This is a genomic window from Bradyrhizobium zhanjiangense (assembly GCF_004114935.1).
GTDB classification, from domain to species: domain Bacteria; phylum Pseudomonadota; class Alphaproteobacteria; order Rhizobiales; family Xanthobacteraceae; genus Bradyrhizobium; species Bradyrhizobium zhanjiangense.
Window position 1 is genome coordinate 4,192,148 of the sequence record NZ_CP022221.1, and the last position, 25,208, is coordinate 4,217,355.

Sequence of the window (25,208 nt, forward strand, 5' to 3'; positions counted from 1 at the left end):
TCAAATGGCCAAAGCAAAGTTTGAACGTACCAAGCCGCACTGCAACATCGGCACCATCGGTCACGTGGACCATGGCAAGACGTCGCTGACCGCGGCGATCACCAAGATCCTCGCCGAGACCGGCGGCGCGACGTTCACCGCGTACGATCAGATCGACAAGGCGCCGGAAGAGAAGGCTCGCGGCATCACCATCTCGACCGCCCACGTCGAGTACGAAACCACGAACCGCCACTACGCCCACGTCGACTGCCCCGGCCACGCCGACTACGTCAAGAACATGATCACCGGCGCCGCGCAGATGGACGGTGCGATCCTGGTCGTGTCGGCCGCTGACGGCCCGATGCCGCAGACCCGCGAGCACATCCTGCTCGCCCGCCAGGTCGGCGTGCCCGCGCTGGTCGTGTTCCTCAACAAGTGCGACATGGTCGACGATCCGGAGCTGCTCGAGCTCGTCGAGCTCGAAGTCCGCGAGTTGCTCTCGAAGTACGAATTCCCCGGCGACAAGATCCCGATCATCAAGGGTTCGGCGCTCGCCGCTCTCGAAGATTCGGACAAGAAGCTCGGCCACGATGCCATCCTCGAGCTGATGCGCAACGTCGACGAGTACATCCCGCAGCCGGAGCGTCCGATCGACCAGCCGTTCCTGATGCCGGTTGAAGACGTGTTCTCGATCTCGGGCCGCGGCACCGTCGTGACCGGCCGTGTCGAGCGCGGCGTCGTCAAGGTCGGCGAGGAAATCGAGATCGTCGGTCTGCGTGCGACCCAGAAGACCACCGTCACCGGCGTCGAAATGTTCCGCAAGCTGCTCGATCAGGGCCAGGCCGGCGACAACATCGGCGCGCTGCTCCGCGGTACCAAGCGTGAGGACGTCGAGCGCGGTCAGGTTCTGGCCAAGCCGGGTTCGGTCAAGCCGCACACCAAGTTCAAGGCCGAGGCCTACATCCTCACCAAGGAAGAGGGCGGTCGCCACACCCCGTTCTTCACCAACTACCGTCCGCAGTTCTACTTCCGCACCACCGACGTGACCGGTGTCGTGCACCTGCCGGAAGGCACCGAGATGGTGATGCCGGGCGACAACATCGCGATGGAAGTGCATCTGATCGTGCCGATCGCGATGGAAGAGAAGCTCCGGTTCGCGATCCGCGAAGGCGGCCGCACCGTCGGCGCCGGCGTCGTCGCCTCGATCATCGAGTAATTACGAGAATAGGGACGGCGAGTAGCGAATGGTGACATTCGCTACTCGCTACTCGCCACCCACTAAAGAAAGCACGGCAATGAACGGCCAAAACATTCGTATCCGTCTCAAGGCGTTCGACCATCGTATCCTCGATACGTCGACCCGTGAGATCGTGAACACGGCGAAGCGCACCGGCGCGCAGGTCCGCGGACCCATTCCGCTGCCCACCCGCATCGAGAAGTTCACCGTCAACCGTTCGCCCCACGTCGACAAGAAGAGCCGCGAACAGTTCGAGATGCGCACTCACAAGCGCCTGCTCGACATCGTCGATCCGACCCCGCAGACCGTCGATGCTTTGATGAAGCTCGATCTGGCTGCCGGTGTCGACGTCGAGATCAAGCTCTGAGCAAGACCCCGAAAAGTGGGCAACGGTTTTCGGACCGGGTCTTGCTCACAACGAAGATTAGCTAGTCCGCAAGGACAGAAAGAACAGGAAGCAAGCCGATGCGCTCCGGAGTGATCGCACAAAAGGTCGGGATGACGCGGGTCTTCACGGAGGCCGGCGAACATATCCCCGTGACCGTGCTGAAGCTCGGCAATTGCCAGGTCGTAGGCCACCGCACCGAAGAGAAGAACGGTTACGTCGCGCTCCAGCTCGGTTCTGGCAGCCGCAAGACCGTTTACATGCCCAAGGCCGAGCGCGGCCAGTTCGCCGTCGCCAAGGTCGAGCCGAAGCGCCGGGTCGAGGAATTCCGCGTCACCGCGGATGCCATGATCCCGGTCGGCGCCGAGATCCAGGCCGATCACTTCGTCGTCGGCCAGTTCGTCGACGTCACCGGCACCTCGGTCGGTAAGGGCTTTGCCGGCGGTATGAAGCGCTGGAACTTCGGCGGTCTGCGCGCCACGCACGGTGTGTCGATCTCGCACCGCTCGATCGGTTCGACCGGTGGCCGTCAGGACCCCGGCAAGACCTGGAAGAACAAGAAGATGCCCGGCCATATGGGTGTCGATCGCATCACCACGCTCAATCTTCGTGTCGTCCAGACCGATGTCGAGCGCGGCCTGATCCTCGTCGAAGGCGCCGTTCCCGGCTCCAAGGGCGGCTGGATCCGCGTGCGCGACGCCGTCAAGAAGCCGCTACCGAAGGAAGCTCCGAAGCCCGGCAAGTTCAAGGTTGCTGGCGACGCGGAAGCCGCTCCGGCTGCGCAGGAGGCGTGAGATGGAATTGAAGGTCACCACCCTCGAAGGTAAGGAAGCAGGCTCGGTCCAGCTGTCCGACGCCATTTTCGGCCTCGAGCCGCGCGAGGACATCATCGCGCGCTGCGTGCAGTGGCAGCTCAACAAGCGCCAGGCCGGCACGCACAAGGCCAAGGGTCGCGCCGAGATCTGGCGCACCGGCAAGAAGATGTACAAGCAGAAGGGCACCGGCGGTGCTCGTCACGGCTCGGCCCGCGTGCCGCAGTTCCGCGGCGGTGGCCGTGCCTTCGGTCCGGTGGTGCGCTCGCACGCCACCGACCTGCCGAAGAAAGTCCGTGCGCTGGCGCTGAAGCATGCGCTCTCGGCCAAGGCCAAGGACGGCGATCTCGTCGTGATCGAGAAGGCCGCGCTGGAAACCGCCAAGACCAAGGCGCTGCTCGGTCACTTCTCGGGCCTGGGGCTCACCAACGCGCTGATCATCGATGGCGCGGAGCTCAACAACGGCTTTGCCGCGGCGGCCCGCAACATCCCGAACATGGACGTGCTGCCGATCCAGGGCATCAACGTCTATGACATCCTGCGCCGTCAGAAGCTCGTTCTGACCAAGGCCGCCATCGATGCGCTGGAGGCGCGCTTCAAATGACGAAGAACATCGAGCCTCGCCACTACGACGTGATCCTGTCGCCGGTCGTGACCGAAAAGGCGACGATCGCTTCGGAGCACAACAAGGTGCTGTTCAAGGTGGCCGCGAAGGCAACCAAGCCGCAGATCAAGGAAGCGATCGAGAAGCTGTTCGACGTCAAGGTCAAGAGCGTCAACACGCTGGTCCGCAAGGGCAAGGTCAAGGCCTTCCGCGGTAATCTCGGTTCGCAGTCGAACACCAAGCGCGCGATCGTGACCCTCGAAGAGGGCCACCGGATCGACGTCACCACCGGTCTGTAAGGTCGTACGACGATGGCACTGAAGACATTCAATCCCACGACGCCGGGCCAGCGCCAGCTGGTCATGGTCGATCGTTCGGCCCTCTACAAGGGCAAGCCGCTGAAGGCGCTCACCGAGGGCAAGAAGTCCTCGGGCGGTCGCAACAACACCGGCCGCATCACCGTGCGCTTCCGCGGCGGCGGTCACAAGCAGACGCTGCGCACCGTCGACTTCAAGCGCGAGAAGGTCGACGTCCCCGCGACCGTCGAGCGGCTGGAGTATGATCCCAACCGCACCGGCTTCATCGCCCTGATCAAGTATCAGGACGGCGAGCAGGCCTACATCCTGGCGCCGCAGCGCCTGGCCGTGGGTGACACCATCATCGCCGGCAACTATGTCGACGTGAAGCCGGGCAACGTCATGCCGCTCGGCAACATGCCGGTCGGCACGATCATCCACAACATCGAGGTCAAGATCGGGAAGGGCGGCCAGCTCGCCCGTTCCGCGGGCACCTACGCCCAGCTCGTCGGTCGTGACCAGGACTACGTCATCATCCGCCTGAACTCGGGCGAGCAGCGTCTGGTCCACGGCCGGTGCCGCGGCACGATCGGCGCGGTGTCGAACCCGGATCACATGAACACCTCGATCGGCAAGGCCGGCCGCAAGCGTTGGATGGGCCGTCGCCCGCACAACCGCGGTGTCGCGATGAACCCGATCGACCATCCGCACGGCGGTGGTGAAGGTCGTACCTCGGGCGGTCGCCACCCGGTCACCCCGTGGGGCAAGCCGACCAAGGGCAAGAAGACCCGCACCAACAAGTCGACCAACAAATTCATTCTCCTAAGCCGCCACAAGCGGAAGAAGTAAGGAACGCCGGACATGGTTCGTTCAGTCTGGAAAGGCCCGTTCGTCGAGGGTTCTCTGCTCAAGAAGGCAGATGCCGCGCGCGCGTCCGGCCGTCACGACGTCATCAAGATCTGGAGCCGTCGCTCGACGATCCTGCCGCAGTTCGTCGGCCTGACCTTCGGCGTCTACAACGGTCAGAAGCACGTGCCGGTGGCCGTCAACGAGGAAATGGTCGGTCACAAGTTCGGCGAGTTCTCGCCGACGCGGACCTTCCATGGCCACTCCGGCGACAAGAAAGCCAAGAAGGCTTGAGGATTAAACGATGAGCAAACCTAAGCGCGAACGGAGCCTCGCCGACAACGAGGCCAAGGCGGTCGCCCGGATGCTGCGGGTGAGCCCGCAGAAGCTCAACCTGGTCGCCCAGCTCATTCGCGGCCGGAAGGCGTCTGCCGCGCTCGCCGACCTGCAGTTTTCGCGCAAGCGGATCGCGGTCGACGTGAAGAAGTGCCTGGAATCGGCTATCGCCAATGCCGAGAACAACCACGATCTCGACGTCGATGATCTCGTCGTGGCGCAGGCCTTCGTCGGCAACGGCCTCGTGATGAAGCGCTTCGCCGCCCGCGGCCGTGGCCGCTCGGGCCGTGTCTACAAACCATTTTCGCAGCTGACGATCATCGTTCGTCAGGTCGAAGCCGAAGCAGCCGCTTAAGGGCGCAGGAGAACACGATGGGTCAAAAGATCAATCCGATCGGTCTGCGTCTCGGCATCAACCGGACCTGGGATTCTCGCTGGTTCGCCGGCAAGCAGGAATACGGCAAGCTGCTGCACGAGGACGTCAAGATCCGCGAGATCCTGCACAAGGAACTTAAGCAGGCCGCCGTCGCCCGCATCGTGATCGAACGTCCGCACAAGAAGTGCCGCGTCACCATCCATTCGGCCCGTCCGGGCGTGGTGATCGGCAAGAAGGGCGCCGACATCGACAAGCTGCGCAAGAAGGTCGCGGACATCACCTCGTCCGACGTCGTCATCAACATCGTCGAGATCCGCAAGCCGGAGCTCGACGCGACGCTGGTGGCCGAGTCGATCGCGCAGCAGCTCGAGCGCCGCGTGGCGTTCCGCCGTGCCATGAAGCGCGCCGTGCAGTCGGCGATGCGTCTCGGCGCGGAAGGCATCCGCATCAACTGCTCGGGACGCCTGGGCGGCGCGGAAATCGCGCGCATGGAGTGGTACCGCGAAGGTCGCGTGCCGCTGCACACGCTGCGCGCCGACATCGACTACGGCGTTGCGACCGCGTTCACGACCTTCGGCACCTGCGGCGTCAAGGTCTGGATCTTCAAGGGTGAGATCCTCGAGCACGATCCGATGGCCCAGGACAAGAGAATGGCCGAGGGCGAGACGGGCGGCAGTGGTGATCGTGGTGGCCGTCAGCGCCGCGATACGGCTGCAGCCTGATCTGCACCAAGAATTTGAGGGCTTAAAGCCATGATGCAACCTAAGAAAACGAAGTTCCGGAAGGCGCATAAGGGCCGCATCCACGGCGTTGCGTCTTCGGGCGCGACGTTGGCGTTCGGCCAGTTCGGCCTGAAGGCGACCGAACCTGAGCGCGTCACCGCGCGCCAGATCGAAGCCGCCCGCCGCGCGCTGACCCGGCACATGAAGCGCGCCGGCCGCGTCTGGATCCGCGTGTTCCCCGACGTTCCGGTGTCGAAGAAGCCGGCCGAAGTCCGCATGGGCTCCGGCAAGGGCTCGCCGGAACTGTGGGTCGCGCGCGTCAAGCCGGGCCGGGTGCTGTTCGAGATCGACGGCGTCAACACCCAGACCGCGCGTGAGGCGTTGACCCTGGCGGCCGCCAAGCTGCCGATCAAGACGCGCTTCGTCGAGCGCATTGCGGAGTAATGGCCATGGCCCAGATGAAGATCGAAGACATCCGCGCGATGAGCCCCGACCAGCAGGATGACGCCATCCTGAACCTGAAGAAGGAGCGCTTCAATCTGCGCTTCCAGCGCGCCACCGGGCAGCTCGAGAACACCTCGCGCCTGCGCGAGGCCCGCCGTGACATCGCCCGGATCAAGACCGTCGCCGCGCAGACGCGCGCCAAGAAGAAGTAAGAGGCTTACGAAGATGCCGAAACGTACTTTGCAGGGCGTGGTCGTCAGCGACAAGCAAGCCAAGACCATCGTGGTGCGCGTCGATCGCCGTTTCACGCACCCGATCTACAAGAAGACGATCCGCCGTTCGAAGAATTATCACGCGCACGACGAGAGCAACCAGTTCAAGCCGGGCGACGTGGTGTGGATCGAGGAATCGAAGCCGATTTCGAAGTTGAAGCGCTGGGTCGTGATCCGGGGCGAGCACAAGAAAAGCGCCTGATCTGTTGGCTTTAGCCGACTGATTTCAGGGAAATGTTGAGCGCCGGCTGGGCTGGCGCAAAGAGAAAGAGGACGAGGTGCATCAATGATTCAGATGCAGACCAACCTCGACGTGGCCGACAATTCTGGCGCACGCCGTGTCATGTGTATCAAGGTGCTGGGAGGCTCCAAGCGCCGCTACGCGACGATCGGCGACATCATCGTCGTCTCGATCAAGGAAGCTATCCCGCGTGGCAAGGTGAAGAAGGGCGACGTGATGAAGGCCGTCGTGGTGCGCGTCCGCAAGGACATCCGCCGCGCCGACGGTTCGGTCATCCGCTTCGACCGCAACGCCGCCGTCCTGATCAACAACCAGGCCGAGCCGGTCGGCACCCGTATCTTCGGGCCCGTGCCGCGCGAACTGCGCGCCAAGAACCACATGAAGATCATTTCGCTCGCGCCGGAGGTGCTGTGATGGCTGCGAAGATCCGCAAGGGCGACAAGGTCGTCGTGCTGACCGGTCGCGACAAGGGCCGCACCGGCGAGGTGTTCGAGGTGCGCCCCGACGCCGGCACCGCGCTCGTGCGCGGCATCAACATGGTCAAGCGTCACCAGAAGCAGACGCAGGCCCAGGAGGGCGGCATCATCTCGAAAGAGGCGCCGATCCAACTGTCCAATATCGCGTATGTCGGCAAGGACGGAAAGCCGACCCGCATCGGATTCAAGATTCTGGCGGACGGCAAGAAGGTCCGCATCGCCAAGAGCTCGGGAGCTGAGATCGATGGCTGAGGCCGCTTACACGCCGCGCCTGCGCGCGGAATATGATGCGAAGATCCGCACGGCTCTGACCGAGAAGTTCGGTTACGAGAACGTCATGCAGGTTCCGCGTCTGGACAAGGTCGTGCTGAACATGGGCGTTGGCGATTCCGTCAACGACCGCAAGAAGGCCGAGACCGCCGCTGCCGAATTGACCCAGATCGCCGGCCAGAAGGCGATCGTGACCTATTCGCGCATCGCGATCGCGACCTTCAAGCTGCGTGAGAACCAGCCGATCGGCTGCAAGGTCACGCTGCGCAAGGCCCGCATGTACGAGTTCATCGATCGCCTGGTGAATGTCGCGCTGCCGCGCGTCCGCGACTTCCGCGGCCTGAACCCGAAGAGCTTCGACGGTCGTGGCAACTATTCGCTCGGTATCAAGGAGCACATCATTTCCCCCGAGATCGACTTCGACAAGGTCGCGGAAGCCCGCGGTATGGACATCACCGTCTGCACCACGGCCAAGACCGACGAAGAGGCGAGGGCCTTGTTGACCGCTTTCAATTTCCCGTTCCGGCAGTGAGACGCTGACCTAGAGCCTCTCAAACGCGGATACCCAGGAGCCAAGCATGGCAAAGAAGAGTTCAGTCGAGAAGAACAACCGGCGTAAGCGGATGGTGAAGAACGCCGCCGCCAAGCGCGAGCGGTTGAAGGCGATCATCGCCGACAAGACGCTGCCGATGGAAGAGCGCTTCGCTGCGACGTTGAAGCTGGCGGAAATGCCGCGCAACTCGTCGGCGACCCGCATCCGTATGCGTTGCGAACTGTCGGGCCGCCCGCGCTCGAACTATCGCAAGAACAAGCTGTCCCGTATCGCGCTGCGCGACCTTGGCTCCAGGGGCATGGTCCCGGGCCTCGTGAAGTCGAGCTGGTAAGGAGGGTCGTTTAGATGTCTACGCACGATCCAATCAGCGATCTGATCACCCGCATCCGCAACGCGCAGATGCGCTCCAAGACCAAGGTCTCCACGCCCGGCTCGAAGATGCGCGAGAACGTGCTCGAGGTCCTGAAGTCCGAGGGCTACATCCGCGGTTACGCCACGCTCGAGCATCCCTCGGGCCGCAGCGAGATCGAGATCGAGCTGAAGTATTTCGACGGCGAGCCCGTCATCCGCGAGATCGAACGTGTTTCCAAGCCCGGGCGTCGCGTTTACGCCTCGGTGAAGGCTCTGCCGCGGGTCAACAACGGGCTCGGCATTTCGGTGTTGTCGACGCCGAAGGGGATCATGGCCGACCACAGCGCGCGCGACGCGAATGTGGGCGGTGAAGTCCTCTTCACGGTGTTCTGAGAAGGATTTTTCATCCATGTCACGTGTTGGCAAAAAGCCTGTGGCGGTTCCGTCGGGTGTTACCGCGACCGTTGATGGGCAGACCGTCAAGATGAAGGGGCCGAAGGGCCAGCTTCAGTTCGTCGTCCATGACGACGTCGAGGTGAAGCTCGAGAGCGGCCAGATCAAGGTCAAGCCGCGGGCAGAGACCAACCGCGCGCGGGCCCTGTACGGCACCGCTCGCGCCCAGGTCGCTAATCTGGTCGAAGGTGTCACCAAGGGCTTCGAGAAGAAGCTCGAGATCACCGGCGTCGGTTACCGCGCTGCGATGCAGGGCAAGAACCTCCAGCTGGCGCTCGGCTACAGCCATGACGTGATCTATCCGATCCCGGAAGGCATCACGATCGCCGTGCCGAAGCCCACCGAAATCACCGTGTCGGGCAGCGACATCCAGCGCGTCGGCCAGGTTGCGGCCGAGATCCGCGCCTATCGCCCGCCGGAGCCCTATAAGGGCAAGGGCGTGAAGTATGTTGGCGAATTCATCTTCCGCAAGGAAGGCAAGAAGAAGTAACGGAGCCGGTCATGTCGAAAGCCAAGGTTACGAATGCCCGGCGCAAGCGGAGTGTGCGGCTGAAGCTGCGCCGCTCCGGTGGCGGCCGTCCGCGCCTGTCGGTGTTCCGCTCGTCCAAGCACATCTACGCCCAGGTCATCGACGACCTCAAGGGCGAGACGCTGGCCTCTGCCTCCTCGCTCGAGAAGTCGATGCGCGACGGCGGCAAGACCGGCGCCGACATCGATGCGGCGAAGGCGGTCGGCAAGCTGCTCGCCGAGCGCGCGGTGGAGAAGGGCGTCAAGGAAGTCGTGTTCGATCGCGGCGGCTATCTCTATCACGGGCGCGTCAAGGCTCTCGCCGACGCCGCGCGTGAGAGCGGGCTGAGCTTCTAACAGAATTTGAGGATTGAGGCGTAAGCCTCTGAAGGATTGGAAAAACCATGGCAGCTGAACGCGAACAACGTGGTGGACGCGATCAACGCGGCGGCGGACGTGAACGCAGGGAGCGCGAGGAGCGCGACAGCGAGTTCGTCGACAAGCTCGTCCACATCAACCGCGTGGCCAAGGTCGTCAAGGGCGGCAAGCGCTTCGGTTTCGCAGCGCTGGTCGTGATCGGCGATCAGAAGGGCCGCGCCGGCTTCGGTCACGGCAAGGCGCGCGAAGTGCCTGAGGCGATCCGCAAGGCGACCGAATCCGCCAAGCGCAACCTGACCCGCGTGTCGCTGCGCGAGGGCCGCACGCTCCATCACGACATCGCCGGCCGTCATGGCGCGGGCCGTGTCTACCTGCGTGCCGCCCCGGCCGGTACCGGCATCATCGCCGGCGGCCCGATGCGCGCCGTGTTCGAGACGCTCGGCGTCCAGGACGTGGTGGCGAAGTCGATCGGCTCGTCGAACCCGTACAACATGGTTCGCGCGACCTTCGACGCGCTGAAGCATCAGGATTCGCCGCGCTCGGTCGCTGCCCGCCGCAACATCAAGGTGTCCACCCTCCAGTCCCGTCGTATCGGCGGTGACGCCGAGGCGGCAGCCGACTAACGGAAGCTTTTCGGAGTAGACTCCCATGGCCAAGGCCGCAAAGACGATCAAGCTCGAGCAGACTGGCAGCGCGATCCGCCGCCATCACTCGCAGCGCTCGACGCTGATCGGGCTCAAGCTCAACAAGATCGGCCGCACCAGCGAACTGCCGGATACCCCGGCGGTCCGCGGCATGATCGAGAAGGTTCACCATCTCGTCCGCATCGTCGACGAGAAGTAAGAAGCGGCGCAGGATCCCGAAAAGCGGGCACCCGGTTTCGGTGAAGATCGTGCGCAAGACACAAGGAGAAGGGCGATGAAGCTCAGCGATATCGCCGACAACGCCGGCTCGCGCAAGAAGCGTATGCGCGTCGGCCGCGGCATCGGTTCGGGCAAGGGCAAGCAGTCCGGCCGCGGCGGCAAGGGCCAGACCGCGCGTTCGGGCGTGCGCATCAAGGGTTTCGAAGGCGGCCAGATGCCGATGCATCGCCGTCTGCCCAAGCGCGGCTTCAACAACATCTTCCGCGTCGAGTTCGCCGAGATCAATCTCGACCGGCTCCAGGAAGCGGTCGATGCCAAGAAGATCGACGCCGGCAGCGTCGTGAACGTCGAGGCCCTGGTGAAGGGCGGCGTGCTGCGCCGCGCCAAGGCCGGTCTGCGGCTGCTCGGCCGCGGCGAGCTCAAGTCCAAGCTCAACATTGAAGTGCACGGCGCCTCCAAGACCGCGATCGCGGCGGTCGAGAAGGCCGGCGGTTCGGTGAAGATCCTCGCCCCTGCCAAGGAAGAAGGCGAGGCGGCGTAACAACTGCGTCATCGGCCCGCGCCTCGCGGGCCTTTACGCATGCGGGACGATGGACTTATCGAAGCCGAGCCCCAGATAATGTCCGGCGTCCGCTAAAGTAGCCCGGCCGCGGGCATGACGGCGCAACAGGCGGCGGGAGAAAGTCCAAGATGGTCTCTGCAGCGGAACAACTGGCAGCCAGTCTCAATTTCGGCGCGTTTGCCAAGGCCGACGAACTGAAGAAGCGCATCTGGTTCACCCTGGGTGCGCTACTCGTTTATCGGCTCGGCACCTACATCCCGCTGCCCGGCATCGATCCCAACATCTGGGAACAGGTGTTCCGGTCCCAGGCGGGCGGCATCCTCGGCATGTTCAACATGTTCGCGGGCGGCGGCATCCACCGCATGGCGATCTTCGCGCTGAACATCATGCCGTACATCTCGGCTTCGATCATCATCCAGCTCCTGACCACCGTCTCGCCGCAGCTCGAGGCGCTGAAGAAGGAAGGCGAGGCTGGCCGCAAGACGCTGAACCAGTACACGCGTTATCTCACCGTCATCCTGGCCGCGTTCCAGTCCTACGGTATCGCGGTGGGCCTCGAGGGCGCCGGCAACGTCGTCAGTGATCCCGGCATGTTCTTCCGCCTGTCGACGGCGATCACGCTGACCGGCGGCACCATGTTCCTGATGTGGCTGGGCGAGCAGATCACCTCGCGCGGCATCGGCAACGGCATCTCGCTGATCATTCTTGCCGGCATCGTCGCCGAGCTGCCCGCCGCGCTCGCCAACATGCTCGAACTCGGCCGTCAGGGTGCGATGTCGACCGGTCTGATCCTGGTCGTCATCATCATGGCAGTCGCCGTGATTGCCTTCATCGTGTTCATGGAGCGCGCGCAGCGCCGCCTGCTGATCCAGTATCCGAAGCGCCAGGTCGGCAACAAGATGTTCGAGGGCCAGTCCTCGCATCTGCCGCTCAAGCTCAACACCTCGGGCGTGATCCCGCCGATCTTCGCATCCTCGCTGCTGCTGCTGCCGACCACCGTTGCGAACTTCAACGCCGGCAGCGGGCCGGAATGGTTCCAGTGGATCACCACCCAGCTCGGCCACGGCCGTCCGTTGTTCCTGATCATGTATCTGGCGCTGATCGTGTTCTTCGCGTTCTTCTACACCGCGATCGTGTTCAACCCGACCGAGACCGCGGACAATCTGAAGAAGCATGGCGGCTTCATTCCGGGCATTCGCCCCGGCGAGCGCACCGCCGAATACATCGACTACGTACTGTCGCGCATCACCGTGTTAGGTGCGATTTATCTGGCGATCGTCTGCTTGATCCCGGAGATCCTGATCTCCTACGCCTCGGTGCCGTTCTACTTCGGCGGCACCTCGCTGCTGATCGTCGTCAGCGTCACCATGGACACGGTGGCGCAGGTGCAGGGCTATCTGCTGGCGCATCAGTACGAAGGCCTGATCCGCAAGTCGAAACTGCGCGGCCGCCGCCGCTAAGCGCGGCGTCCCCTGAAGGCGGCGCGATTGCGCCGCCGATTCGCCGTGCCAGCAACGCGCGGCGCCTGCACGGCACCAGCCAGCCATCGGCCGCATCGGCAGAGCTGCTCTCACTGCAGCTCAATCACAGATTTCAAAGCCCTTCTTGGCGTCAGCCCATCCGCTCCCCTATGATATGGGTGGCGGTGCGGCGCCGATTATGGTTTGCACTGTCCTTGATATCTTCAAACACAGGTGCGCGACGTATCGCTCACCAATCCGGGGGGCGTACGCCGATGAGAATTATACTTCTGGGACCGCCGGGGTCGGGCAAGGGGACCCAGGCGCAGCTCTTGGTGCAGCGCTATGGCATCGTCCAGCTCTCGACCGGCGAGATGCTGCGCGCGGCCGTAGCGGCCGGAACGCCGGTCGGGCTGAAGGCCAAGGAGATCATGGCCGGCGGCGACCTCGTGCCCGACGAGATCGTGGTCGGAATCATCTCCGACCGAATCGATCAGCCGGACGCCAAGAACGGTTTTATCCTCGACGGTTTCCCGCGCACCGTGCCGCAGGCTGAGGCGCTGGACGAGCTGCTCAAGCACAAGCATCTCAAGCTTGATGCGGTGATCGAGCTGCGTGTCAATGAAAGCGCGCTCTTGAACCGCGTCGAGACCCGCGTCGCCCAGATGCGCGAGCGCGGCGAGGAGGTCCGGGTCGACGACACCCCGGAGGTCCTGACCAAGCGCCTCGCCAGCTACCGCAGCCAGACGGAACCGCTGATTCACTACTATTCCGAGCGGCGGAAGCTCTCGACCATCGACGGCATGATGGCCATCGACGAGGTCACCCGTGCCATCCACCGCCTGCTCCTGGCGCTTGGGGCGGTCGAGCCCAAGACCCATGCCAGAAGTGCGGCCAAGACGGCCCCGGCCAAGAAGGCCAAGGCGGGGAGGAAAGCGGCCGTAAAACCGGCGAAAACGACCAAAAAGGCCGCCAAATCCCCTAAAAAGGCCGCCAAGAAAGCCGTGATGGGCACAGGGAAGGCAACCAAGAAGACGGCAAAAATGAAGGTAGCCAAAAAGACCGCCAAGAAGGCTCTCAAAAAGGGTGCCAAAAAGGCCGCAAAAAAGGTCACGAAAAAGCGAGCCAAACGCTAGCAGCGGTTGACGAAAGCCCCTGGAATCCCTTAATAAGCCCCGCATCCAAGTCGGATAGTTTCAGACGATGCCGGGCCCCAGGAAGACCGGGGGTGGGCGTCGTGTTCGCGTTTGTGAACACCTGCCCGAGAAAGCAAGCACTTAAAGCCCGATCCTGACGAGGATCGGCGACAGGAGAGAAGGCCGTGGCCCGTATTGCCGGCGTGAACATTCCCACCAATAAGCGCGTGCTGATCGCGCTCCAGTACATCCATGGCATCGGCCCGAAGATCGCCGGTGACATCATGGAGAAGGTGAAGATTCCCGAGGATCGTCGCGTCAATCAGCTCAGCGACGCCGAAGTGCTCCAGATCCGCGAAGTGATCGACCGCGACTATCTCGTCGAGGGCGATCTGCGTCGTGAGGTCGGTATCAACATCAAGCGTCTGATGGACCTCGGCTGCTATCGCGGCCTGCGTCATCGTCGCGGTCTGCCGGTGCGCGGTCAGCGCACCCACACCAACGCGCGCACGCGCAAGGGCCCGGCCAAGGCCATCGCCGGCAAGAAGAAGTAAGTTTTCGAACTCAGTCGCGGCGTGCGGCGAACAGGGGATGACCCGTTCGCCGCGCGCCTTTCGTTCCACAGGTGTAGCCGCTGGCATTACGGCGGCGTTTGAGATCTCCAGGAAAGGTACTCAATGGGCAAGGAAGCCACCCGCGTTCGTCGTCGTGAGCGCAAGAACATCGCCTCCGGCGTCGCGCACGTGAACTCGTCGTTCAACAACACGACCATCACCATCACCGACGCGCAGGGCAACACCATTGCCTGGTCCTCCGCCGGCACGATGGGCTTCAAGGGCTCGCGCAAGTCGACCCCGTACGCCGCGCAGGTTGCCGCGGAAGACGTCTCGAAGAAGGCGCAGGAGCACGGCATGCGCACGCTGGAAGTCGAAGTCGCCGGCCCCGGCTCGGGCCGTGAGTCGGCGCTCCGCGCACTCCAGGCCGCGGGCTTCACCGTCACCTCGATCCGCGACGTGACCACGATCCCGCACAACGGTTGCCGTCCCCGCAAGCGTCGGCGCGTTTGATACGAGGTTGCGGGCGCATCGGCGCCCGCGACGACTTTTCTAAGAAGCCGCGGGAATGCTCTGCGGCCTTTCTCCAACGCCAGTATTTGAACTGTCAAATTGGCTGGCCTGTATGGGTGAAACAGTGACGATCCAGAAAAATTGGCAAGAACTGATTCGGCCGAACAAGCTCCAGGTGTCCCCCGGCAGCGATCCCTCGCGTTTCGCGACCATCGTCGCCGAGCCGCTCGAGCGCGGCTTCGGCCAGACCCTCGGCAACGCCCTGCGCCGCATCCTGCTCTCCTCGCTTCAGGGCGCGGCAGTGCAGTCGGTGCATATCGACGGCGTGCTGCACGAGTTCTCCTCGATTGCGGGCGTCCGTGAGGACGTCACCGACATCGTGCTCAACATCAAGGACATCTCGATCAAGATGCAGGGCGAAGGCCCCAAGCGCATGGTCGTGAAGAAGCAGGGCCCGGGCGTCGTCACCGCCGGCGACATCCAGACCGTCGGCGACGTCACCGTGCTCAACCCGGACCTGCAGATCTGCACCCTCGACGAGGGCGCGGAGATCCGCATGGAGTTCACGGTCTCGACCGGCAAGGGCTACGTGCCCGCCGAGCGCAACCGCCCCGAGGATGCGCCGATCGGTCTGATCCCGGTCGACAGCCTCTACTCGCCGGTCCGCAAGGTCTCCTACAAGGTCGAGAACACCCGCGAGGGCCAGATCCTCGACTACGACAAGCTGACCATGACGATCGAGACCAACGGCGCGATCTCGCCGGATGACTCGGTGGCCTACGCCGCGCGCATCCTGCAGGATCAGCTCAACGTCTTCGTCAATTTCGAAGAGCCGCGCAAGGAAGTCGCCCAGGAGATCATCCCGGACCTCGCCTTCAACCCGGCCTTCCTCAAGAAGGTGGACGAGCTCGAGCTGTCGGTGCGTTCGGCCAACTGCTTGAAGAACGACAACATCGTCTATATCGGCGACCTCGTGCAGAAGTCGGAAGCCGAAATGCTCCGCACCCCGAACTTCGGCCGCAAGTCGCTGAACGAGATCAAGGAAGTGCTGGCCCAGATGGGTCTGCACCTCGGCATGGAAGTGCCGGGCTGGCCGCCGGAGAACATCGACGAGCTCGCCAAGCGCTTCGAAGATCACTACTGATCGACTTCACCGTGACGGCCGGGCTCTCCGGCCGTTATTTTCATGGGCGAACGCAGGCAGCCCACCTGAGCAACATGTCCGACGAACCGTCGCGGCAGTTTTAAAGTAAGGACTACACACATGCGTCACGGCAAGGTTCATCGGAAGCTCAACCGCACCGCCGAGCACCGCAAGGCGATGTTCGCCAACATGGCGGCCGCACTGATCAAGCACGAGCAGATCGTCACCACGCTGCCCAAGGCCAAGGAGCTTCGCCCGATCGTCGAGAAGCTCGTCACCCTCGGCAAGAAGGGCGGCCTGTCGCTGCGCCGCCAGGCGATCGCGGAGCTGCGCGACGTCGACATGGTCAAGAAGCTGTTCGACACGCTCGCGACCCGCTACAAGGACCGCCAGGGCGGCTACACCCGCATCATCAAGGCCGGCTTCCGCTACGGCGACAACGCCGCGATGGCCGTGATCGAGTTCGTTGATCGCGACGTCGACGCCAAGGGCCAGGATTCGGGTCCGGTGCAGGAGAAGGAAGCCGAGGCGGCGTAAGCCGGATCGGCAGATACGGATCGAAAAACGGCGCCCTTCTGGCGCCGTTTTTGTTTCGAGGAATAGGGCGCGTCGGAAGGACTATTCCTCCTTGATCCCCGCCTTTTGTGCGATGTCCTTCATTTCAGCGGTCTCCTTGCCGATGGCTCCCGCCCAATCGCTGTAGCGCGCAAAGCCGGGCTCGAACCCGACCTTGGCGAAGCGTTCGGCCACGGATGGGCTGTTGATCGTATCCTCCAGCGTTGCCGTCAGCTTGTCACGAACGGCCGGCGGCAGCCCCTTGGGCGCGACCACCGCGCCCCATGAGGCGAAATCGATGTTGCCATAGCCGAGCTCGGCGAGCGTCGGCACGTCAGGCAGGAACGGCGTCCGCTTGGCCGAGAACACGGCGAGCACTTTGACGGTGCCTGCCTCGATCTGCGGCTTCACGGCGATCACTGTGTCGACGTGGTACTGAATGTGCTTGCCGATAAGGTCGTTCATCGCCGGCGCACTGCCCTTGTAGGGCAGGTGGACCATCTTGATTCCGGCGGCCGATTTGAACAGCTCGCCGGCGAAATGCGAGACGGTCGCAACGCCGAACGACGCCAGCGACAGCTTGTCGGGATTGGCCTTCGCCTCGGTGACGAGCGCAGCCACGTCTTTGATCGGGTTGTCCTTGTAAGTGACCAGCGCCAGCGTGATCTTGCCCACCTGACCAAGCGGCTCGAAATCCTTGGCCGCGTCGTAAGGCACGCTTTCTTTGACGGCCGCCGGCAGCGTGAAGCTCGAATTCGAGCTGAAGAACAGGGTGTATCCGTCGGGCGCCGAGCGCGCGACTTCCTTGGCCGCGATCGTGGTGCCGCCACCGGGGCGGTTCATGATGATCACGGGCTTGCCGAGACGCGTCTCCAGTTCGCCGCCAATGATGCGCGCGACCACGTCGGAGGCGCCGCCGGGCGGGAAGGGGACGATCAATTGCAATGGTTTTTCCGGATAGACCGCTTGGGCCTGCGCGAGCGAATTGCCGCTGATCAGACCCAGCAACCCGAGCGCAACAGTGAGGGCCGTTCTTTTCATCGCAAGGTCCTTCCGTGTTCACATGAGCAGAAGAGCTCGGTCAGGCTTAGCAATAATCGTTCCAGCCGCGACAGGGGCATACGAGGCGCCATGTCGCTGCCGGAACAGCTCGTGATCGTCACTGATTGGTGAGCGCCAATTGCGGCCCAATCCGCCACGTCCGATATCCCCGTCATCGTTCTGATGGAGATACTACATGAACATCGACCTTTCGGGAAAAACTGCACTGGTGACCGGCTCGACCGCCGGCATCGGCCACGCCATCGCCAAGGGCCTCGCCGCTTCGGGCGCCAGCGTCGTGATCAACGGTCGCGGCCGGGACAAGGTCGATGCGGCCGTCCGCAAGCTGGAAGGGACCGGCGCCAAGGTCCGCGGCATCGCCGCCGACGTCTCGACGGCGGAAGGCTGCAAGGCGCTCGTGGCGGCGCTTCCCGAAATCGACATCCTCATCAACAATGCCGGCATCTTCGAACCGAAGGAGTTTTTCGAGATTCCCGACGAGGACTGGACGCGCTTCTTCGAGGTCAACGTAATGAGCGGCGTGCGGCTGTCGCGCGCGTACATGAAGGGCATGCTGAAGCGCAACTGGGGCCGCATCGTCTTCATCTCCTCGGAGTCCGGACTCAACATTCCCGTCGAGATGATTCATTACGGCATGACCAAGACGGCCCAGCTCTCGGTTGCGCGCGGGCTCGCGCAGCTCACCCGCGGCACCGGCGTCACCGTCAATTCCGTGCTGCCGGGCCCGACCATGTCGGAGGGCGTCGAGACGTTCGTGAAGGATCTGGCGAAGCAGAACGGCCAATCGGTGGACGAAGCCGCTGCCAATTTCGTCAAGCAGCATCGTCCGAGCTCGCTGATCCAGCGCTTCGCCAGCGTGGAGGAGATCGCCAACATGGTGGTCTACATTGCGTCGAGAGAGGCGTCCGCGACCAACGGTGCGGCGCTGCGCGCGGAAGGTGGTATCGTCAACACCATCGCTTGAGGCCGTGCATGACAGCCTATGTGATTTCCGAAGTCGAGATGCGCGATCCCGATGGATTTGAAGCCTATCGTACGCTCGCCGCGAAAACGATCGCGCAATACGGCGGGCGTTATCTCGTCCGCGGCGGCAAGGCCGAACTCGCCGAAGGCAATCTTCCGCCGAAGGCCATCATCATCGTCGAATTCCCGTCGATGGCGAGGCTGACGGAATGGTACGCCTCGCCGGAATATGCCGAGGCGCTGAAGCTGCGGCAGACGGCGCTGGAGCGGCGGCTGCTGTTCGTCGAGGGGGCGAGGGAAACGTAGGGTGGGTTAGCCGAAGGTGTAACCCACCGCTGTGTGTTTCCGCAGAGATAGAAGAGGTAGGTTACGCCCCTGCGAACCGCGCTTCGCGCAGTCGCAGGGCTAACCCACCCTACGCACCGACATTGTAGCTGCTACCACCCCTCCAGCACGATCTTGCCGCGCGACTTGCCGCTCTCGAGCAGCGCGTGGGCGCGCTTGAGGTTGGCCGCATTGATCGTGCCAAAGGTCTGGTCGAGCGTGGTGCGCAACACGCCCTTGTCGATGAGGTCGGCGACGTCATTGAGCAGGCGATGCTGCGCGATCATATCAGGCGTCTGGAACGACGAGCGCGTGAACATCGATTCCCAGTGCACCGAGATCGCCTTGCCCTTGAATGTGCTCATGGCGAATTCCGGCGGATCGTCGATCAGGCCGAACTTGCCCTGCGGTGCCATGACCTCCGCGATCGCCTTGTAGTGCTGGTCGGTGAAGGTGAGGCTCGCGACCAGCGCGACCGGGGGCAACTTGAGCTTCTCGATCTGCTCCTTCATCGGCTTACCGTGGTCGATCACCGCATGCGCGCCGAGATCGAGGCACCATTTTTGTGACTCTGGCCGCGTCGCGGTCGCGAGCACGGTCAGCCCGGTGAGACGACGCGCGAGCTGGATCAGGATCGAGCCGACGCCGCCAGCGCCGCCGATGATCAGCAGCGTGCGCGGATCGACGCTCTTGCCGGGGACCGCGCCCAGCCGGTCGAACAGCAGCTCCCAGGCGGTGATGGAGGTGAGGGGAAGGGCGGCCGCTTGCGCGAACGACAGGCGCTTCGGCTTGTTGCCGACGATGCGCTCGTCGACCAGGTGGTATTCCGAGTTGGTGCCCTGGCGCAGGATCGAGCCTGCGTAAAACACCTCATCGCCCGGCTTGAACAGCGTGACGTCGGGGCCGACGGCATCGACCACGCCGGCCGCGTCATAGCCGAGGATCTTCATCTCGCCCTCGGGCGGGGCGGCGCGCTTGCGCACCTTGTAATCGACCGGATTGGCCGAAATCGCTTTCACGGCGACGCGGATGTCACGCCCTCCGGGCTCGGGTTTTGCGGTCTCGAAATCGATCAGTGAATCCGCGTCCTCGATCGGAAGCGATTTCTTGTAGCCGACGGCCTTCATGGCTTGTCTCCATCAGATGGCTTTGTTCGCCCGCCATCCTAACTGTCGCTCTGGCCCCGATTTGGCAAGTACTGTAAATTCGGGGATATAGTCCCTGTTTGGATACTATTGGAAAAACACGCATGAAACGGGGCAATTTTGCCCGGCGCCCGGGCTGCTCGGTCGAGGCGACGCTGGATCTGATCGACGGCAAGTGGAAGGGCGTGATCCTCTATCACCTCCAGAGCGGCACTCAGCGCTTCGGCGAACTGCGCCGCCGGATGCCCGGCATCACCCAACGCATGCTGACCAAGCAGCTTCGCGCGCTGGAGGAGGACAAGCTCGTCATCCGCAAGGTCTATGCCGAGGTGCCGCCGCGCGTTGAGTATTGCCTCTCCGAGCTCGGCGAGAGCCTCAGGCCCGTGATCGATATCCTGAAGGCCTGGGGCGAGAACCACCAACAGCGGCTGTCCTGCGCGCCCGCGCCGGTGGTCGCGAAGAAGCCAAAGCGCGCGGCGTGATGGGATGAAAGACGCCGGCTTTTTTTACCGCTCCCAGCGGGGGGTCGAATTGCATCTGGCGATGCACAAGCATCGTCCAGTGCAATTCGGGTGAGGGGGCGCCGCATCCTCGATCGAGCGTAACGCCTCACCCGCGCCGGAGCCTGTCATCGGGCGCGCCTTTGGCGCGACCCGTTGGGCGCGAGCTCTCCCAATGGGGCCCAATGGGAGAGGTGTAGAGCCTAGAATGCAAACTGCGTGCGCATCGCCACCGCGTCGAACTTCGAGCCGACATCGGCGGTCGAGATCGGCGAGGCCTGCCGCGACACCGTTCCGTGCAGATAGTCGAGCATGAAGCGGACGTTGCCGTTGACGTACCAGTTCAGTGCGAGCGTATAGACGGTCTGCCGACCGCCGGCGATGCCGGTCGCTGCTCCCAACTGATTGTTGAGGTCGATCGTCGAGAAGCGTCCCGCGATCTCCCACGCGCCCCAGCCGCCACCGTCGAGCGAGAACGGATGCGCCGGCTTGACACCGCTATAGGCGGCGTTCGCAGCATTGTAGGTCCGGCCTTCGCCCGTCAGCACGTAGCCGGCCTGGGCGTAGCCGCCCTGGAATTTCAGGCTCGGTGCGCCAACCAGCGGCACGCCGGTGTTGGCCGTGCGATCGACATTGTACCAGAAGTACTCGCCCTGGACGACGAAGGGGCCGTAGGTCGCCGCTGCCTCGACGCTGTAGACCTGCGCGCCCGAGGCATTGGCGATGGCGCCGGTGGAGATCAGCGTGGTCGGGTCGAGACGCAATTCCGGGCGGTCGCTGAGCGTGACCGCCTGCGTGTTGGCGATCAGGTTGCGCGGCGGCTGGATCAGCCATTGCGCGTCGGCGCCGATATGCACCGAGTAGTCCTTGCCGCTGATCGGATTGCCGGCCACGCGCGCCACGGCGCCATATTGCTCGCTGGTGCCGGCGGGCGCCGCGCTCGAGGCGGAGTGGATCGCACCGGTCGACGGTCCCGTGACATAGCCGCCGATCCAGAGCTGGTCGTTGAACCAGCGCGCACCGGCTGCGGAGCGGAAGTCACCGGCGGCGATGTTGGTTGCGATCACGCCGGGCGAGGCGCGCTCCATGAACATGATGTCGTTGGAGCTCGTGGCTTCGTCCATGGTGTAGGGCAGGTCCATGATGCCGGCCTCGATCGCCATTCGTCCGCCGAACGGCTTTAGGCCGGTATAGCTGAGATAGGCATTCTCGACGCCGGAGACGCCACCGCCCGGAAGGGATCCCGGCGCGGCGCCGCCAAATCCGTCGGATGAGCCGCCGAAGTCGTAGACCAGCGCGAAGTTCCAGTCGTTGAAGAACTTGCCGGTGACGCCGATGCGCGCGCGGCGAACGTTCTGGCCGCTGTCGAGCTTCTGCGGCACGGTCGCCGCGGTGTCGGGACGATAGTCATAGCCGCCGACATCCCAATGCAGACGGCTGGTGATGGCGACGCAGTTCGCCTGGTCAGCGGTGCAGATGGTTGGCCGGTTGTTCGGCATCGTTACGACGACGCCGGAGGCCGGCGCCGGTCCCTTGACCGGGATCGCCGCATTGGCGTTGGCAACCGCGGCCTTTGCCTCCGAGCGCGCCTCGGCCTTGGCTTCAGCCTTCGCTTCGGCTCTGGCTTTCGCCGTGGCCGCCGTGTTCGCTGCGGTCTGACTCTGGAGCTTGTCGAGCTTCTGCTCCAGCATCTTCAATTGCTGTTTCAGCAGCGCGATCTCCTGCTCGCTGCTGCTTGCCGATTGGGCCTGGGCCTGCGAGGCCGCCAGCACGCCGGCGAGTCCAATCGCCGTGGCTGCAATTCTTGTCCTGCTCACGTCATGACTCCATCGTTTGACGAACTTCCCCAAGTCGCAACGGGAGAGCCTAGGTATGATCGATGACTGCCCCGCGACGCTGCGCCCGGTTACGCGGTTCCCACTGATGCCAATTCGCCGCAACCGAATCCGCTCGACTCCACAATGCTAGATGACGCGCATCATGCCAATCCACCGCTCTGGCAAATTGCCGATTCGCACGCTGTGCTTGCATCTCGGACACACGGGAAAGGGGCTGAATATTGCCGCCTGGCGCCCTTCTATTGGCGGGCGAACGCGCCTATATTCCGGCGTCTTTTCCAAGAGGTAGGAATGTTTCGATCGACCTGGACCGCCGTCGCCACGGCCTTGTGCATAGCGTTTTCAGCCCATTTCAATCCGACTGCTGCGCAGGACCGCCGGGTCCCGTCGTCGCCGGCCGAGTTGCGGCTGTCCTATGCACCGATCGTGCAGCGTGTGCAGCCGGCCGTCGTCAACGTCTATGCCGCCAAGGTGGTGCAGAACCGCAATCCGCTGCTCGACGATCCGATCTTCCGCCGCTTCTTCGGCGTGCCGGGCCAGCAGCCCGAGCAGATGCAGCGTTCGCTCGGCTCCGGCGTCATCGTCGATGCCTCCGGCCTCGTCGTCACCAACGTCCATGTGATCGAGGGCGCGGACCAGGTAAAAGTGTCATTGTCGGACAAGCGCGAGTTCGAAGCCGAGATCCTGCTGAAGGATTCCCGCACCGATCTCGCCGTGCTTCGCCTGAAGGACACCAAGGAGAAATTCCCGACCCTCGACTTCACCAATTCCGACGAATTGCTGGTCGGTGACGTCGTGCTCGCCATCGGCAATCCCTTCGGCGTCGGCCAGACCGTGACCCACGGCATCATCTCGGCGCTCGCGCGGACGCAGGTCGGCATCACCGACTACCAGTTCTTCATCCAGACTGATGCGGCGATCAATCCCGGCAATTCCGGCGGCGCCCTGGTCGACATGAGCGGCAGGCTCGCCGGCATCAACACCGCGATCTATTCGCGCTCCGGCGGCTCGCAAGGAATCGGCTTTGCCATTCCCGCCAACATGGTGCGCGTCGTCGTCGCTTCCGCCAAGAGCGGCGGCAAGGCGGTGAAGCGGCCGTGGCTGGGGGCGAGGTTGCAGGCGGTGACGCCCGAGATCGCCGAAAGCCTCGGCCTGCGCTCGCCGACGGGTGCGCTGGTCGCAAGCGTGGTGCCGAATGGACCCGCGGCGAAGGCCGGCCTGAAATCCTCCGACCTCATCACTGGGATCGACGGCCAGACCGTGGATGATCCCAACGCCTTCGATTACCGCTTCGCGACCCGTCCGCTCGGCGGCACCGCGCAGATCGACGTGCAGCGCGGCAGCAAGCCGGTCAAGCTGACGGTGGCACTTGAGACCGCGCCGGACACCGGCCGCAACGAGCTCGTCGTCACCGCGCGCTCGCCGTTCCAGGGCGCGAAGGTCTCGACCATCACGCCGGCCGTCGCCGACGAGCTGCATCTGGATGCCGACACCGACGGCGTCGTGATCACCGATATCGGCGGCGATACCGCGGCTGCAAGTGTCGGCTTCCAGAAGGGCGACGTCATCCTGGCGGTCAACAACCAGAAGATCAGCAAGACCGGCGACCTCGAGAAGGCCGCGGGTGAACGGCCCCGAATCTGGCGCATCACGCTGGTGCGCGGTGGCCAGCAGATCAACGTCACGCTGGGCGGATGAGTCCGAAGCGACCACAGGAGACGCCAACCCTCTTCGCCGCGGCGGGGCTCGATCATGATGCTCCGCATCCGCTGCCGGATCGGCTGCGTCCGCGCGCCTTGTCGGAGGTCGTCGGCCAGGACCACATCCTCGGTTCCGACGGTGCGCTGACGCGCATGCTGGAAACGCGCACGCTCGGCTCACTCATCTTCTGGGGGCCGCCCGGCACCGGCAAGACCACGGTGGCGCGGCTGTTGGCGGATGCGACCGATCTGCATTTCGAGCAGATTTCCGCGGTATTCTCCGGCGTCGCCGACTTGAAGAGGGCGTTCGATGCCGCGCGGTCCCGCCGGGAGATGGGTAAGGGCACGCTGCTGTTCGTCGATGAGGTGCATCGCTTCAATCGCGCCCAGCAGGATTCGTTTCTGCCCGTGATGGAAGACGGCACGGTGGTCATGGTCGGCGCCACCACCGAGAATCCGTCGTTCGAGCTCAACGCGGCGCTTCTGTCGCGCGCGCGTGTGCTGGTGTTTCGCTCGCTCGACGCGGCCGCGATCGAAAAGCTGTTCGCGCATGCCGAGGAGGTCGAGGGCCGCAAGCTGCCGCTCGATGCCGAGGCGCGCGCGGTGCTGGTGCGCATGGCCGATGGCGACGGCCGCGCCTCGTTGACGCTCGCCGAGGAAGTCTGGCGCGCCGCGCGCAAGGACGAGATCTTCAACGCCGCGCAGTTGCAGGAGATTTTGCAACGCCGCGCCCCGATCTACGACAAGTCGGCCGACGGCCATTACAACCTGATCTCGGCGCTGCATAAGTCGGTGCGCGGCTCCGATCCCGATGCCGCGCTGTATTACCTCGCGCGCATGCTCGATGCCGGCGAGGATCCGTTGTTCCTGGCCCGCCGCGTCGTGCGTATGGCGGTCGAGGACATCGGTCTTGCCGATCCGCAGGCGCTGGTCATCGCCAACGCCGCCAAGGATGCTTTCGACTTTCTGGGTCACCCAGAGGGCGAGCTCGCCATCGCGCAGGCCGTGGTCTACCTCGCCACCGCGCCGAAATCGAACGCGGTCTATACCGCCTTCGGCACGGCGATGCAGGTGGCAAAGCAGGCCGGCTCGCTGCTGCCGCCCAAGCACATCCTCAATTCCCCGACCAGGCTGATGAAGTCCGAAGGCTACGGCTCCGGCTACGAATACGACCACGACGCGCCGGATGCCTTTTCAGGCCAGGACTATTTCCCGGAAGCCCTCGGCCGCCAGACCTTTTACGACCCGCCCGAGCGCGGTTTCGAGCGCGAGATCAGGAAGCGGCTGGATTACTGGGCCAAGCTGCGCAAGGAGCGGGGCGGCTGAGGCCAAATCGCCATTTCGTCGTGAC

The 25,208-nt window shown here is 63.9% G+C and carries 36 protein-coding genes; 33 read left to right on the top strand and 3 right to left on the bottom strand.

Annotation, left to right across the window (positions count from 1 at the left end):
• Window positions 1-4: 4 nt before the first annotated feature.
• The 28 genes from tuf (at window position 5) to rplQ (ending at window position 16,307) form a co-directional block, all read left to right on the top strand.
• A complete protein-coding gene (tuf, locus tag XH85_RS19810) occupies window positions 5-1,195 on the top strand; it encodes an elongation factor Tu (protein ID WP_027574053.1) in 1,191 nt (396 codons plus the stop codon).
• Window positions 1,196-1,274: 79 nt separating this feature from the next.
• Window positions 1,275-1,583, top strand: coding sequence for a 30S ribosomal protein S10 (gene rpsJ / locus XH85_RS19815; protein ID WP_002712302.1), 309 nt, complete (start codon window positions 1,275-1,277; stop codon window positions 1,581-1,583).
• Window positions 1,584-1,681: 98 nt separating this feature from the next.
• On the top strand, window positions 1,682-2,395 hold the full coding sequence (gene rplC / locus XH85_RS19820) for a 50S ribosomal protein L3 (protein WP_025036993.1): 714 nt from the start codon (window positions 1,682-1,684) through the stop codon (window positions 2,393-2,395).
• A gap of 1 nt (window position 2,396) precedes the next feature.
• Complete coding sequence (rplD, locus tag XH85_RS19825; protein WP_091894751.1) at window positions 2,397-3,017, top strand: 50S ribosomal protein L4; 621 nt, start codon at window positions 2,397-2,399, stop codon at window positions 3,015-3,017.
• Window positions 3,014-3,316: a 50S ribosomal protein L23 gene (locus XH85_RS19830; RefSeq protein WP_018647244.1), complete on the top strand. Its 303-nt coding sequence runs from the start codon at window positions 3,014-3,016 to the stop codon at window positions 3,314-3,316. Before rplD ends, XH85_RS19830 begins: the two co-directional genes overlap by 4 nt.
• A 12-nt stretch (window positions 3,317-3,328) precedes the next feature.
• Window positions 3,329-4,162: a 50S ribosomal protein L2 gene (gene rplB, locus XH85_RS19835; protein ID WP_060736369.1), complete on the top strand. Its 834-nt coding sequence runs from the start codon at window positions 3,329-3,331 to the stop codon at window positions 4,160-4,162.
• 12 nt (window positions 4,163-4,174) lie between these two features.
• Window positions 4,175-4,453 carry a 30S ribosomal protein S19 gene (rpsS, locus tag XH85_RS19840; protein WP_008136357.1) on the top strand — a complete coding sequence of 93 codons (279 nt, stop codon included), beginning with the start codon at window positions 4,175-4,177 and terminating at the stop codon, window positions 4,451-4,453.
• A 10-nt stretch (window positions 4,454-4,463) separates the two neighbouring features.
• Window positions 4,464-4,850 (top strand): 50S ribosomal protein L22, encoded by a 387-nt coding sequence (rplV, locus tag XH85_RS19845; RefSeq protein ID WP_008549264.1) that lies wholly within the window; start codon window positions 4,464-4,466, stop codon window positions 4,848-4,850.
• 17 nt (window positions 4,851-4,867) lie between these two features.
• Entirely contained in the window at window positions 4,868-5,593 is a 726-nt protein-coding gene (rpsC, locus tag XH85_RS19850) for a 30S ribosomal protein S3 (protein WP_014494500.1), read from the top strand.
• Window positions 5,594-5,623: 30 nt separating this feature from the next.
• The gene (rplP, locus tag XH85_RS19855) at window positions 5,624-6,037 is read left to right on the top strand and encodes a 50S ribosomal protein L16 (protein ID WP_008136349.1); all 414 of its coding nucleotides are present in this window, start codon (window positions 5,624-5,626) and stop codon (window positions 6,035-6,037) included.
• A gap of 5 nt (window positions 6,038-6,042) precedes the next feature.
• Window positions 6,043-6,249 (top strand): 50S ribosomal protein L29, encoded by a 207-nt coding sequence (gene rpmC / locus XH85_RS19860; protein ID WP_011088144.1) that lies wholly within the window; start codon window positions 6,043-6,045, stop codon window positions 6,247-6,249.
• A gap of 13 nt (window positions 6,250-6,262) precedes the next feature.
• Complete coding sequence (rpsQ, locus tag XH85_RS19865; protein ID WP_008549247.1) at window positions 6,263-6,511, top strand: 30S ribosomal protein S17; 249 nt, start codon at window positions 6,263-6,265, stop codon at window positions 6,509-6,511.
• An 84-nt stretch (window positions 6,512-6,595) separates the two neighbouring features.
• Entirely contained in the window at window positions 6,596-6,964 is a 369-nt protein-coding gene (gene rplN / locus XH85_RS19870; protein ID WP_008549246.1) for a 50S ribosomal protein L14, read from the top strand.
• Complete coding sequence (rplX, locus tag XH85_RS19875; protein WP_024342453.1) at window positions 6,964-7,278, top strand: 50S ribosomal protein L24; 315 nt, start codon at window positions 6,964-6,966, stop codon at window positions 7,276-7,278. Before rplN ends, rplX begins: the two co-directional genes overlap by 1 nt.
• Window positions 7,271-7,828 carry a 50S ribosomal protein L5 gene (rplE, locus tag XH85_RS19880; protein WP_128933133.1) on the top strand — a complete coding sequence of 186 codons (558 nt, stop codon included), beginning with the start codon at window positions 7,271-7,273 and terminating at the stop codon, window positions 7,826-7,828. Before rplX ends, rplE begins: the two co-directional genes overlap by 8 nt.
• Before the next feature lie 46 nt (window positions 7,829-7,874).
• Window positions 7,875-8,180, top strand: a complete 306-nt coding sequence (gene rpsN, locus XH85_RS19885; RefSeq protein ID WP_128933134.1) for a 30S ribosomal protein S14 — start codon at window positions 7,875-7,877, stop codon at window positions 8,178-8,180.
• 14 nt (window positions 8,181-8,194) lie between these two features.
• Window positions 8,195-8,593 (top strand): 30S ribosomal protein S8, encoded by a 399-nt coding sequence (rpsH, locus tag XH85_RS19890; RefSeq protein WP_008549240.1) that lies wholly within the window; start codon window positions 8,195-8,197, stop codon window positions 8,591-8,593.
• Window positions 8,594-8,609: 16 nt separating this feature from the next.
• Window positions 8,610-9,143 (top strand): 50S ribosomal protein L6, encoded by a 534-nt coding sequence (gene rplF / locus XH85_RS19895; RefSeq protein WP_128933135.1) that lies wholly within the window; start codon window positions 8,610-8,612, stop codon window positions 9,141-9,143.
• Window positions 9,144-9,154: 11 nt separating this feature from the next.
• Entirely contained in the window at window positions 9,155-9,517 is a 363-nt protein-coding gene (gene rplR, locus XH85_RS19900) for a 50S ribosomal protein L18 (RefSeq protein WP_080137236.1), read from the top strand.
• Between the two features lie 47 nt (window positions 9,518-9,564).
• A complete protein-coding gene (gene rpsE / locus XH85_RS19905) occupies window positions 9,565-10,161 on the top strand; it encodes a 30S ribosomal protein S5 (RefSeq protein ID WP_014494507.1) in 597 nt (198 codons plus the stop codon).
• 25 nt (window positions 10,162-10,186) lie between these two features.
• Window positions 10,187-10,381, top strand: coding sequence for a 50S ribosomal protein L30 (gene rpmD, locus XH85_RS19910; protein WP_011088137.1), 195 nt, complete (start codon window positions 10,187-10,189; stop codon window positions 10,379-10,381).
• Between the two features lie 75 nt (window positions 10,382-10,456).
• A complete protein-coding gene (rplO, locus tag XH85_RS19915; protein ID WP_008549236.1) occupies window positions 10,457-10,942 on the top strand; it encodes a 50S ribosomal protein L15 in 486 nt (161 codons plus the stop codon).
• A 149-nt stretch (window positions 10,943-11,091) separates the two neighbouring features.
• Entirely contained in the window at window positions 11,092-12,423 is a 1,332-nt protein-coding gene (secY, locus tag XH85_RS19920; RefSeq protein WP_128933136.1) for a preprotein translocase subunit SecY, read from the top strand.
• Window positions 12,424-12,698: 275 nt separating this feature from the next.
• Window positions 12,699-13,559 (top strand): adenylate kinase, encoded by an 861-nt coding sequence (locus XH85_RS19925; RefSeq protein WP_128933137.1) that lies wholly within the window; start codon window positions 12,699-12,701, stop codon window positions 13,557-13,559.
• A gap of 185 nt (window positions 13,560-13,744) precedes the next feature.
• A complete protein-coding gene (gene rpsM, locus XH85_RS19930) occupies window positions 13,745-14,113 on the top strand; it encodes a 30S ribosomal protein S13 (protein ID WP_027574068.1) in 369 nt (122 codons plus the stop codon).
• Window positions 14,114-14,236: 123 nt separating this feature from the next.
• On the top strand, window positions 14,237-14,626 hold the full coding sequence (gene rpsK, locus XH85_RS19935) for a 30S ribosomal protein S11 (RefSeq protein WP_007603045.1): 390 nt from the start codon (window positions 14,237-14,239) through the stop codon (window positions 14,624-14,626).
• A 112-nt stretch (window positions 14,627-14,738) separates the two neighbouring features.
• On the top strand, window positions 14,739-15,770 hold the full coding sequence (locus XH85_RS19940; protein ID WP_091894736.1) for a DNA-directed RNA polymerase subunit alpha: 1,032 nt from the start codon (window positions 14,739-14,741) through the stop codon (window positions 15,768-15,770).
• A 120-nt stretch (window positions 15,771-15,890) separates the two neighbouring features.
• Window positions 15,891-16,307, top strand: coding sequence for a 50S ribosomal protein L17 (gene rplQ / locus XH85_RS19945; RefSeq protein ID WP_080137232.1), 417 nt, complete (start codon window positions 15,891-15,893; stop codon window positions 16,305-16,307).
• Between the two features lie 81 nt (window positions 16,308-16,388).
• Here the strand turns inward: rplQ and XH85_RS19950 are convergent, their stop codons facing one another.
• Complete coding sequence (locus XH85_RS19950) at window positions 16,389-17,366, bottom strand: Bug family tripartite tricarboxylate transporter substrate binding protein (protein ID WP_128933138.1); 978 nt, start codon at window positions 17,364-17,366, stop codon at window positions 16,389-16,391.
• Window positions 17,367-17,562: 196 nt separating this feature from the next.
• Between XH85_RS19950 and XH85_RS19955 the strand changes: the two genes are divergently transcribed.
• Together XH85_RS19955 and XH85_RS19960 are read left to right on the top strand one after the other, a co-directional pair.
• Window positions 17,563-18,351: an SDR family NAD(P)-dependent oxidoreductase gene (locus XH85_RS19955; protein ID WP_128933139.1), complete on the top strand. Its 789-nt coding sequence runs from the start codon at window positions 17,563-17,565 to the stop codon at window positions 18,349-18,351.
• Between the two features lie 8 nt (window positions 18,352-18,359).
• On the top strand, window positions 18,360-18,656 hold the full coding sequence (locus XH85_RS19960) for a DUF1330 domain-containing protein (RefSeq protein WP_128933140.1): 297 nt from the start codon (window positions 18,360-18,362) through the stop codon (window positions 18,654-18,656).
• A gap of 131 nt (window positions 18,657-18,787) precedes the next feature.
• Here the strand turns inward: XH85_RS19960 and XH85_RS19965 are convergent, their stop codons facing one another.
• On the bottom strand, window positions 18,788-19,801 hold the full coding sequence (locus tag XH85_RS19965; protein ID WP_128933141.1) for a zinc-binding alcohol dehydrogenase family protein: 1,014 nt from the start codon (window positions 19,799-19,801) through the stop codon (window positions 18,788-18,790).
• Window positions 19,802-19,923: 122 nt separating this feature from the next.
• Here XH85_RS19965 and XH85_RS19970 point away from each other — a divergent pair, with 122 nt between their 5' ends.
• On the top strand, window positions 19,924-20,301 hold the full coding sequence (locus tag XH85_RS19970) for a winged helix-turn-helix transcriptional regulator (RefSeq protein WP_128933142.1): 378 nt from the start codon (window positions 19,924-19,926) through the stop codon (window positions 20,299-20,301).
• A gap of 221 nt (window positions 20,302-20,522) precedes the next feature.
• Here XH85_RS19970 and XH85_RS19975 read toward each other — a convergent pair whose 3' ends face one another.
• Window positions 20,523-22,136: an OprO/OprP family phosphate-selective porin gene (locus tag XH85_RS19975; protein WP_128933143.1), complete on the bottom strand. Its 1,614-nt coding sequence runs from the start codon at window positions 22,134-22,136 to the stop codon at window positions 20,523-20,525.
• A gap of 312 nt (window positions 22,137-22,448) precedes the next feature.
• On the opposite strand from XH85_RS19975, the gene XH85_RS19980 reads away from it, so the two are divergent.
• A complete protein-coding gene (locus tag XH85_RS19980; RefSeq protein ID WP_164939532.1) occupies window positions 22,449-23,855 on the top strand; it encodes a DegQ family serine endoprotease in 1,407 nt (468 codons plus the stop codon).
• Entirely contained in the window at window positions 23,852-25,183 is a 1,332-nt protein-coding gene (locus tag XH85_RS19985) for a replication-associated recombination protein A (RefSeq protein ID WP_128933144.1), read from the top strand. The genes XH85_RS19980 and XH85_RS19985 overlap by 4 nt, the downstream gene beginning before the upstream one ends.
• The last annotated feature ends 25 nt before the right edge of the window (window positions 25,184-25,208 follow it).

Excerpts from the sequence above, each read along its gene's own strand:
- rpmD (WP_011088137.1), top strand. The coding sequence starts at position 10,187 with ATGGCCAAGGCCGCAAAGACGATCAAGCTCGAGCAGACTGGCAGCGCG.
- rpsJ (WP_002712302.1), top strand. The coding sequence starts at position 1,275 with ATGAACGGCCAAAACATTCGTATCCGTCTCAAGGCGTTCGACCATCGT.
- rplQ (WP_080137232.1), top strand. The coding sequence starts at position 15,891 with ATGCGTCACGGCAAGGTTCATCGGAAGCTCAACCGCACCGCCGAGCAC.
- rplX (WP_024342453.1), top strand. The coding sequence starts at position 6,964 with ATGGCTGCGAAGATCCGCAAGGGCGACAAGGTCGTCGTGCTGACCGGT.
- XH85_RS19985 (WP_128933144.1), top strand. The coding sequence starts at position 23,852 with ATGAGTCCGAAGCGACCACAGGAGACGCCAACCCTCTTCGCCGCGGCG.
- XH85_RS19955 (WP_128933139.1), top strand. The coding sequence starts at position 17,563 with ATGAACATCGACCTTTCGGGAAAAACTGCACTGGTGACCGGCTCGACC.
- XH85_RS19965 (WP_128933141.1), bottom strand. The coding sequence starts at position 19,801 with ATGAAGGCCGTCGGCTACAAGAAATCGCTTCCGATCGAGGACGCGGAT.
- rpsK (WP_007603045.1), top strand. The coding sequence starts at position 14,237 with ATGGGCAAGGAAGCCACCCGCGTTCGTCGTCGTGAGCGCAAGAACATC.
- rpmC (WP_011088144.1), top strand. The coding sequence starts at position 6,043 with ATGGCCCAGATGAAGATCGAAGACATCCGCGCGATGAGCCCCGACCAG.
- rplN (WP_008549246.1), top strand. The coding sequence starts at position 6,596 with ATGATTCAGATGCAGACCAACCTCGACGTGGCCGACAATTCTGGCGCA.
- rplP (WP_008136349.1), top strand. The coding sequence starts at position 5,624 with ATGATGCAACCTAAGAAAACGAAGTTCCGGAAGGCGCATAAGGGCCGC.
- rplO (WP_008549236.1), top strand. The coding sequence starts at position 10,457 with ATGAAGCTCAGCGATATCGCCGACAACGCCGGCTCGCGCAAGAAGCGT.
- XH85_RS19980 (WP_164939532.1), top strand. The coding sequence starts at position 22,449 with ATGTTTCGATCGACCTGGACCGCCGTCGCCACGGCCTTGTGCATAGCG.
- rpsQ (WP_008549247.1), top strand. The coding sequence starts at position 6,263 with ATGCCGAAACGTACTTTGCAGGGCGTGGTCGTCAGCGACAAGCAAGCC.
- rpsC (WP_014494500.1), top strand. The coding sequence starts at position 4,868 with ATGGGTCAAAAGATCAATCCGATCGGTCTGCGTCTCGGCATCAACCGG.
- rplB (WP_060736369.1), top strand. The coding sequence starts at position 3,329 with ATGGCACTGAAGACATTCAATCCCACGACGCCGGGCCAGCGCCAGCTG.
- XH85_RS19830 (WP_018647244.1), top strand. The coding sequence starts at position 3,014 with ATGACGAAGAACATCGAGCCTCGCCACTACGACGTGATCCTGTCGCCG.
- tuf (WP_027574053.1), top strand. The coding sequence starts at position 5 with ATGGCCAAAGCAAAGTTTGAACGTACCAAGCCGCACTGCAACATCGGC.
- XH85_RS19940 (WP_091894736.1), top strand. The coding sequence starts at position 14,739 with ATGGGTGAAACAGTGACGATCCAGAAAAATTGGCAAGAACTGATTCGG.
- XH85_RS19925 (WP_128933137.1), top strand. The coding sequence starts at position 12,699 with ATGAGAATTATACTTCTGGGACCGCCGGGGTCGGGCAAGGGGACCCAG.
- rpsS (WP_008136357.1), top strand. The coding sequence starts at position 4,175 with ATGGTTCGTTCAGTCTGGAAAGGCCCGTTCGTCGAGGGTTCTCTGCTC.
- rplR (WP_080137236.1), top strand. The coding sequence starts at position 9,155 with ATGTCGAAAGCCAAGGTTACGAATGCCCGGCGCAAGCGGAGTGTGCGG.
- rpsE (WP_014494507.1), top strand. The coding sequence starts at position 9,565 with ATGGCAGCTGAACGCGAACAACGTGGTGGACGCGATCAACGCGGCGGC.
- XH85_RS19960 (WP_128933140.1), top strand. The coding sequence starts at position 18,360 with ATGACAGCCTATGTGATTTCCGAAGTCGAGATGCGCGATCCCGATGGA.
- rplF (WP_128933135.1), top strand. The coding sequence starts at position 8,610 with ATGTCACGTGTTGGCAAAAAGCCTGTGGCGGTTCCGTCGGGTGTTACC.
- rpsH (WP_008549240.1), top strand. The coding sequence starts at position 8,195 with ATGTCTACGCACGATCCAATCAGCGATCTGATCACCCGCATCCGCAAC.
- rplD (WP_091894751.1), top strand. The coding sequence starts at position 2,397 with ATGGAATTGAAGGTCACCACCCTCGAAGGTAAGGAAGCAGGCTCGGTC.
- rplC (WP_025036993.1), top strand. The coding sequence starts at position 1,682 with ATGCGCTCCGGAGTGATCGCACAAAAGGTCGGGATGACGCGGGTCTTC.
- XH85_RS19970 (WP_128933142.1), top strand. The coding sequence starts at position 19,924 with ATGAAACGGGGCAATTTTGCCCGGCGCCCGGGCTGCTCGGTCGAGGCG.
- rplE (WP_128933133.1), top strand. The coding sequence starts at position 7,271 with ATGGCTGAGGCCGCTTACACGCCGCGCCTGCGCGCGGAATATGATGCG.
- rpsN (WP_128933134.1), top strand. The coding sequence starts at position 7,875 with ATGGCAAAGAAGAGTTCAGTCGAGAAGAACAACCGGCGTAAGCGGATG.
- rplV (WP_008549264.1), top strand. The coding sequence starts at position 4,464 with ATGAGCAAACCTAAGCGCGAACGGAGCCTCGCCGACAACGAGGCCAAG.
- secY (WP_128933136.1), top strand. The coding sequence starts at position 11,092 with ATGGTCTCTGCAGCGGAACAACTGGCAGCCAGTCTCAATTTCGGCGCG.
- XH85_RS19950 (WP_128933138.1), bottom strand. The coding sequence starts at position 17,366 with ATGAAAAGAACGGCCCTCACTGTTGCGCTCGGGTTGCTGGGTCTGATC.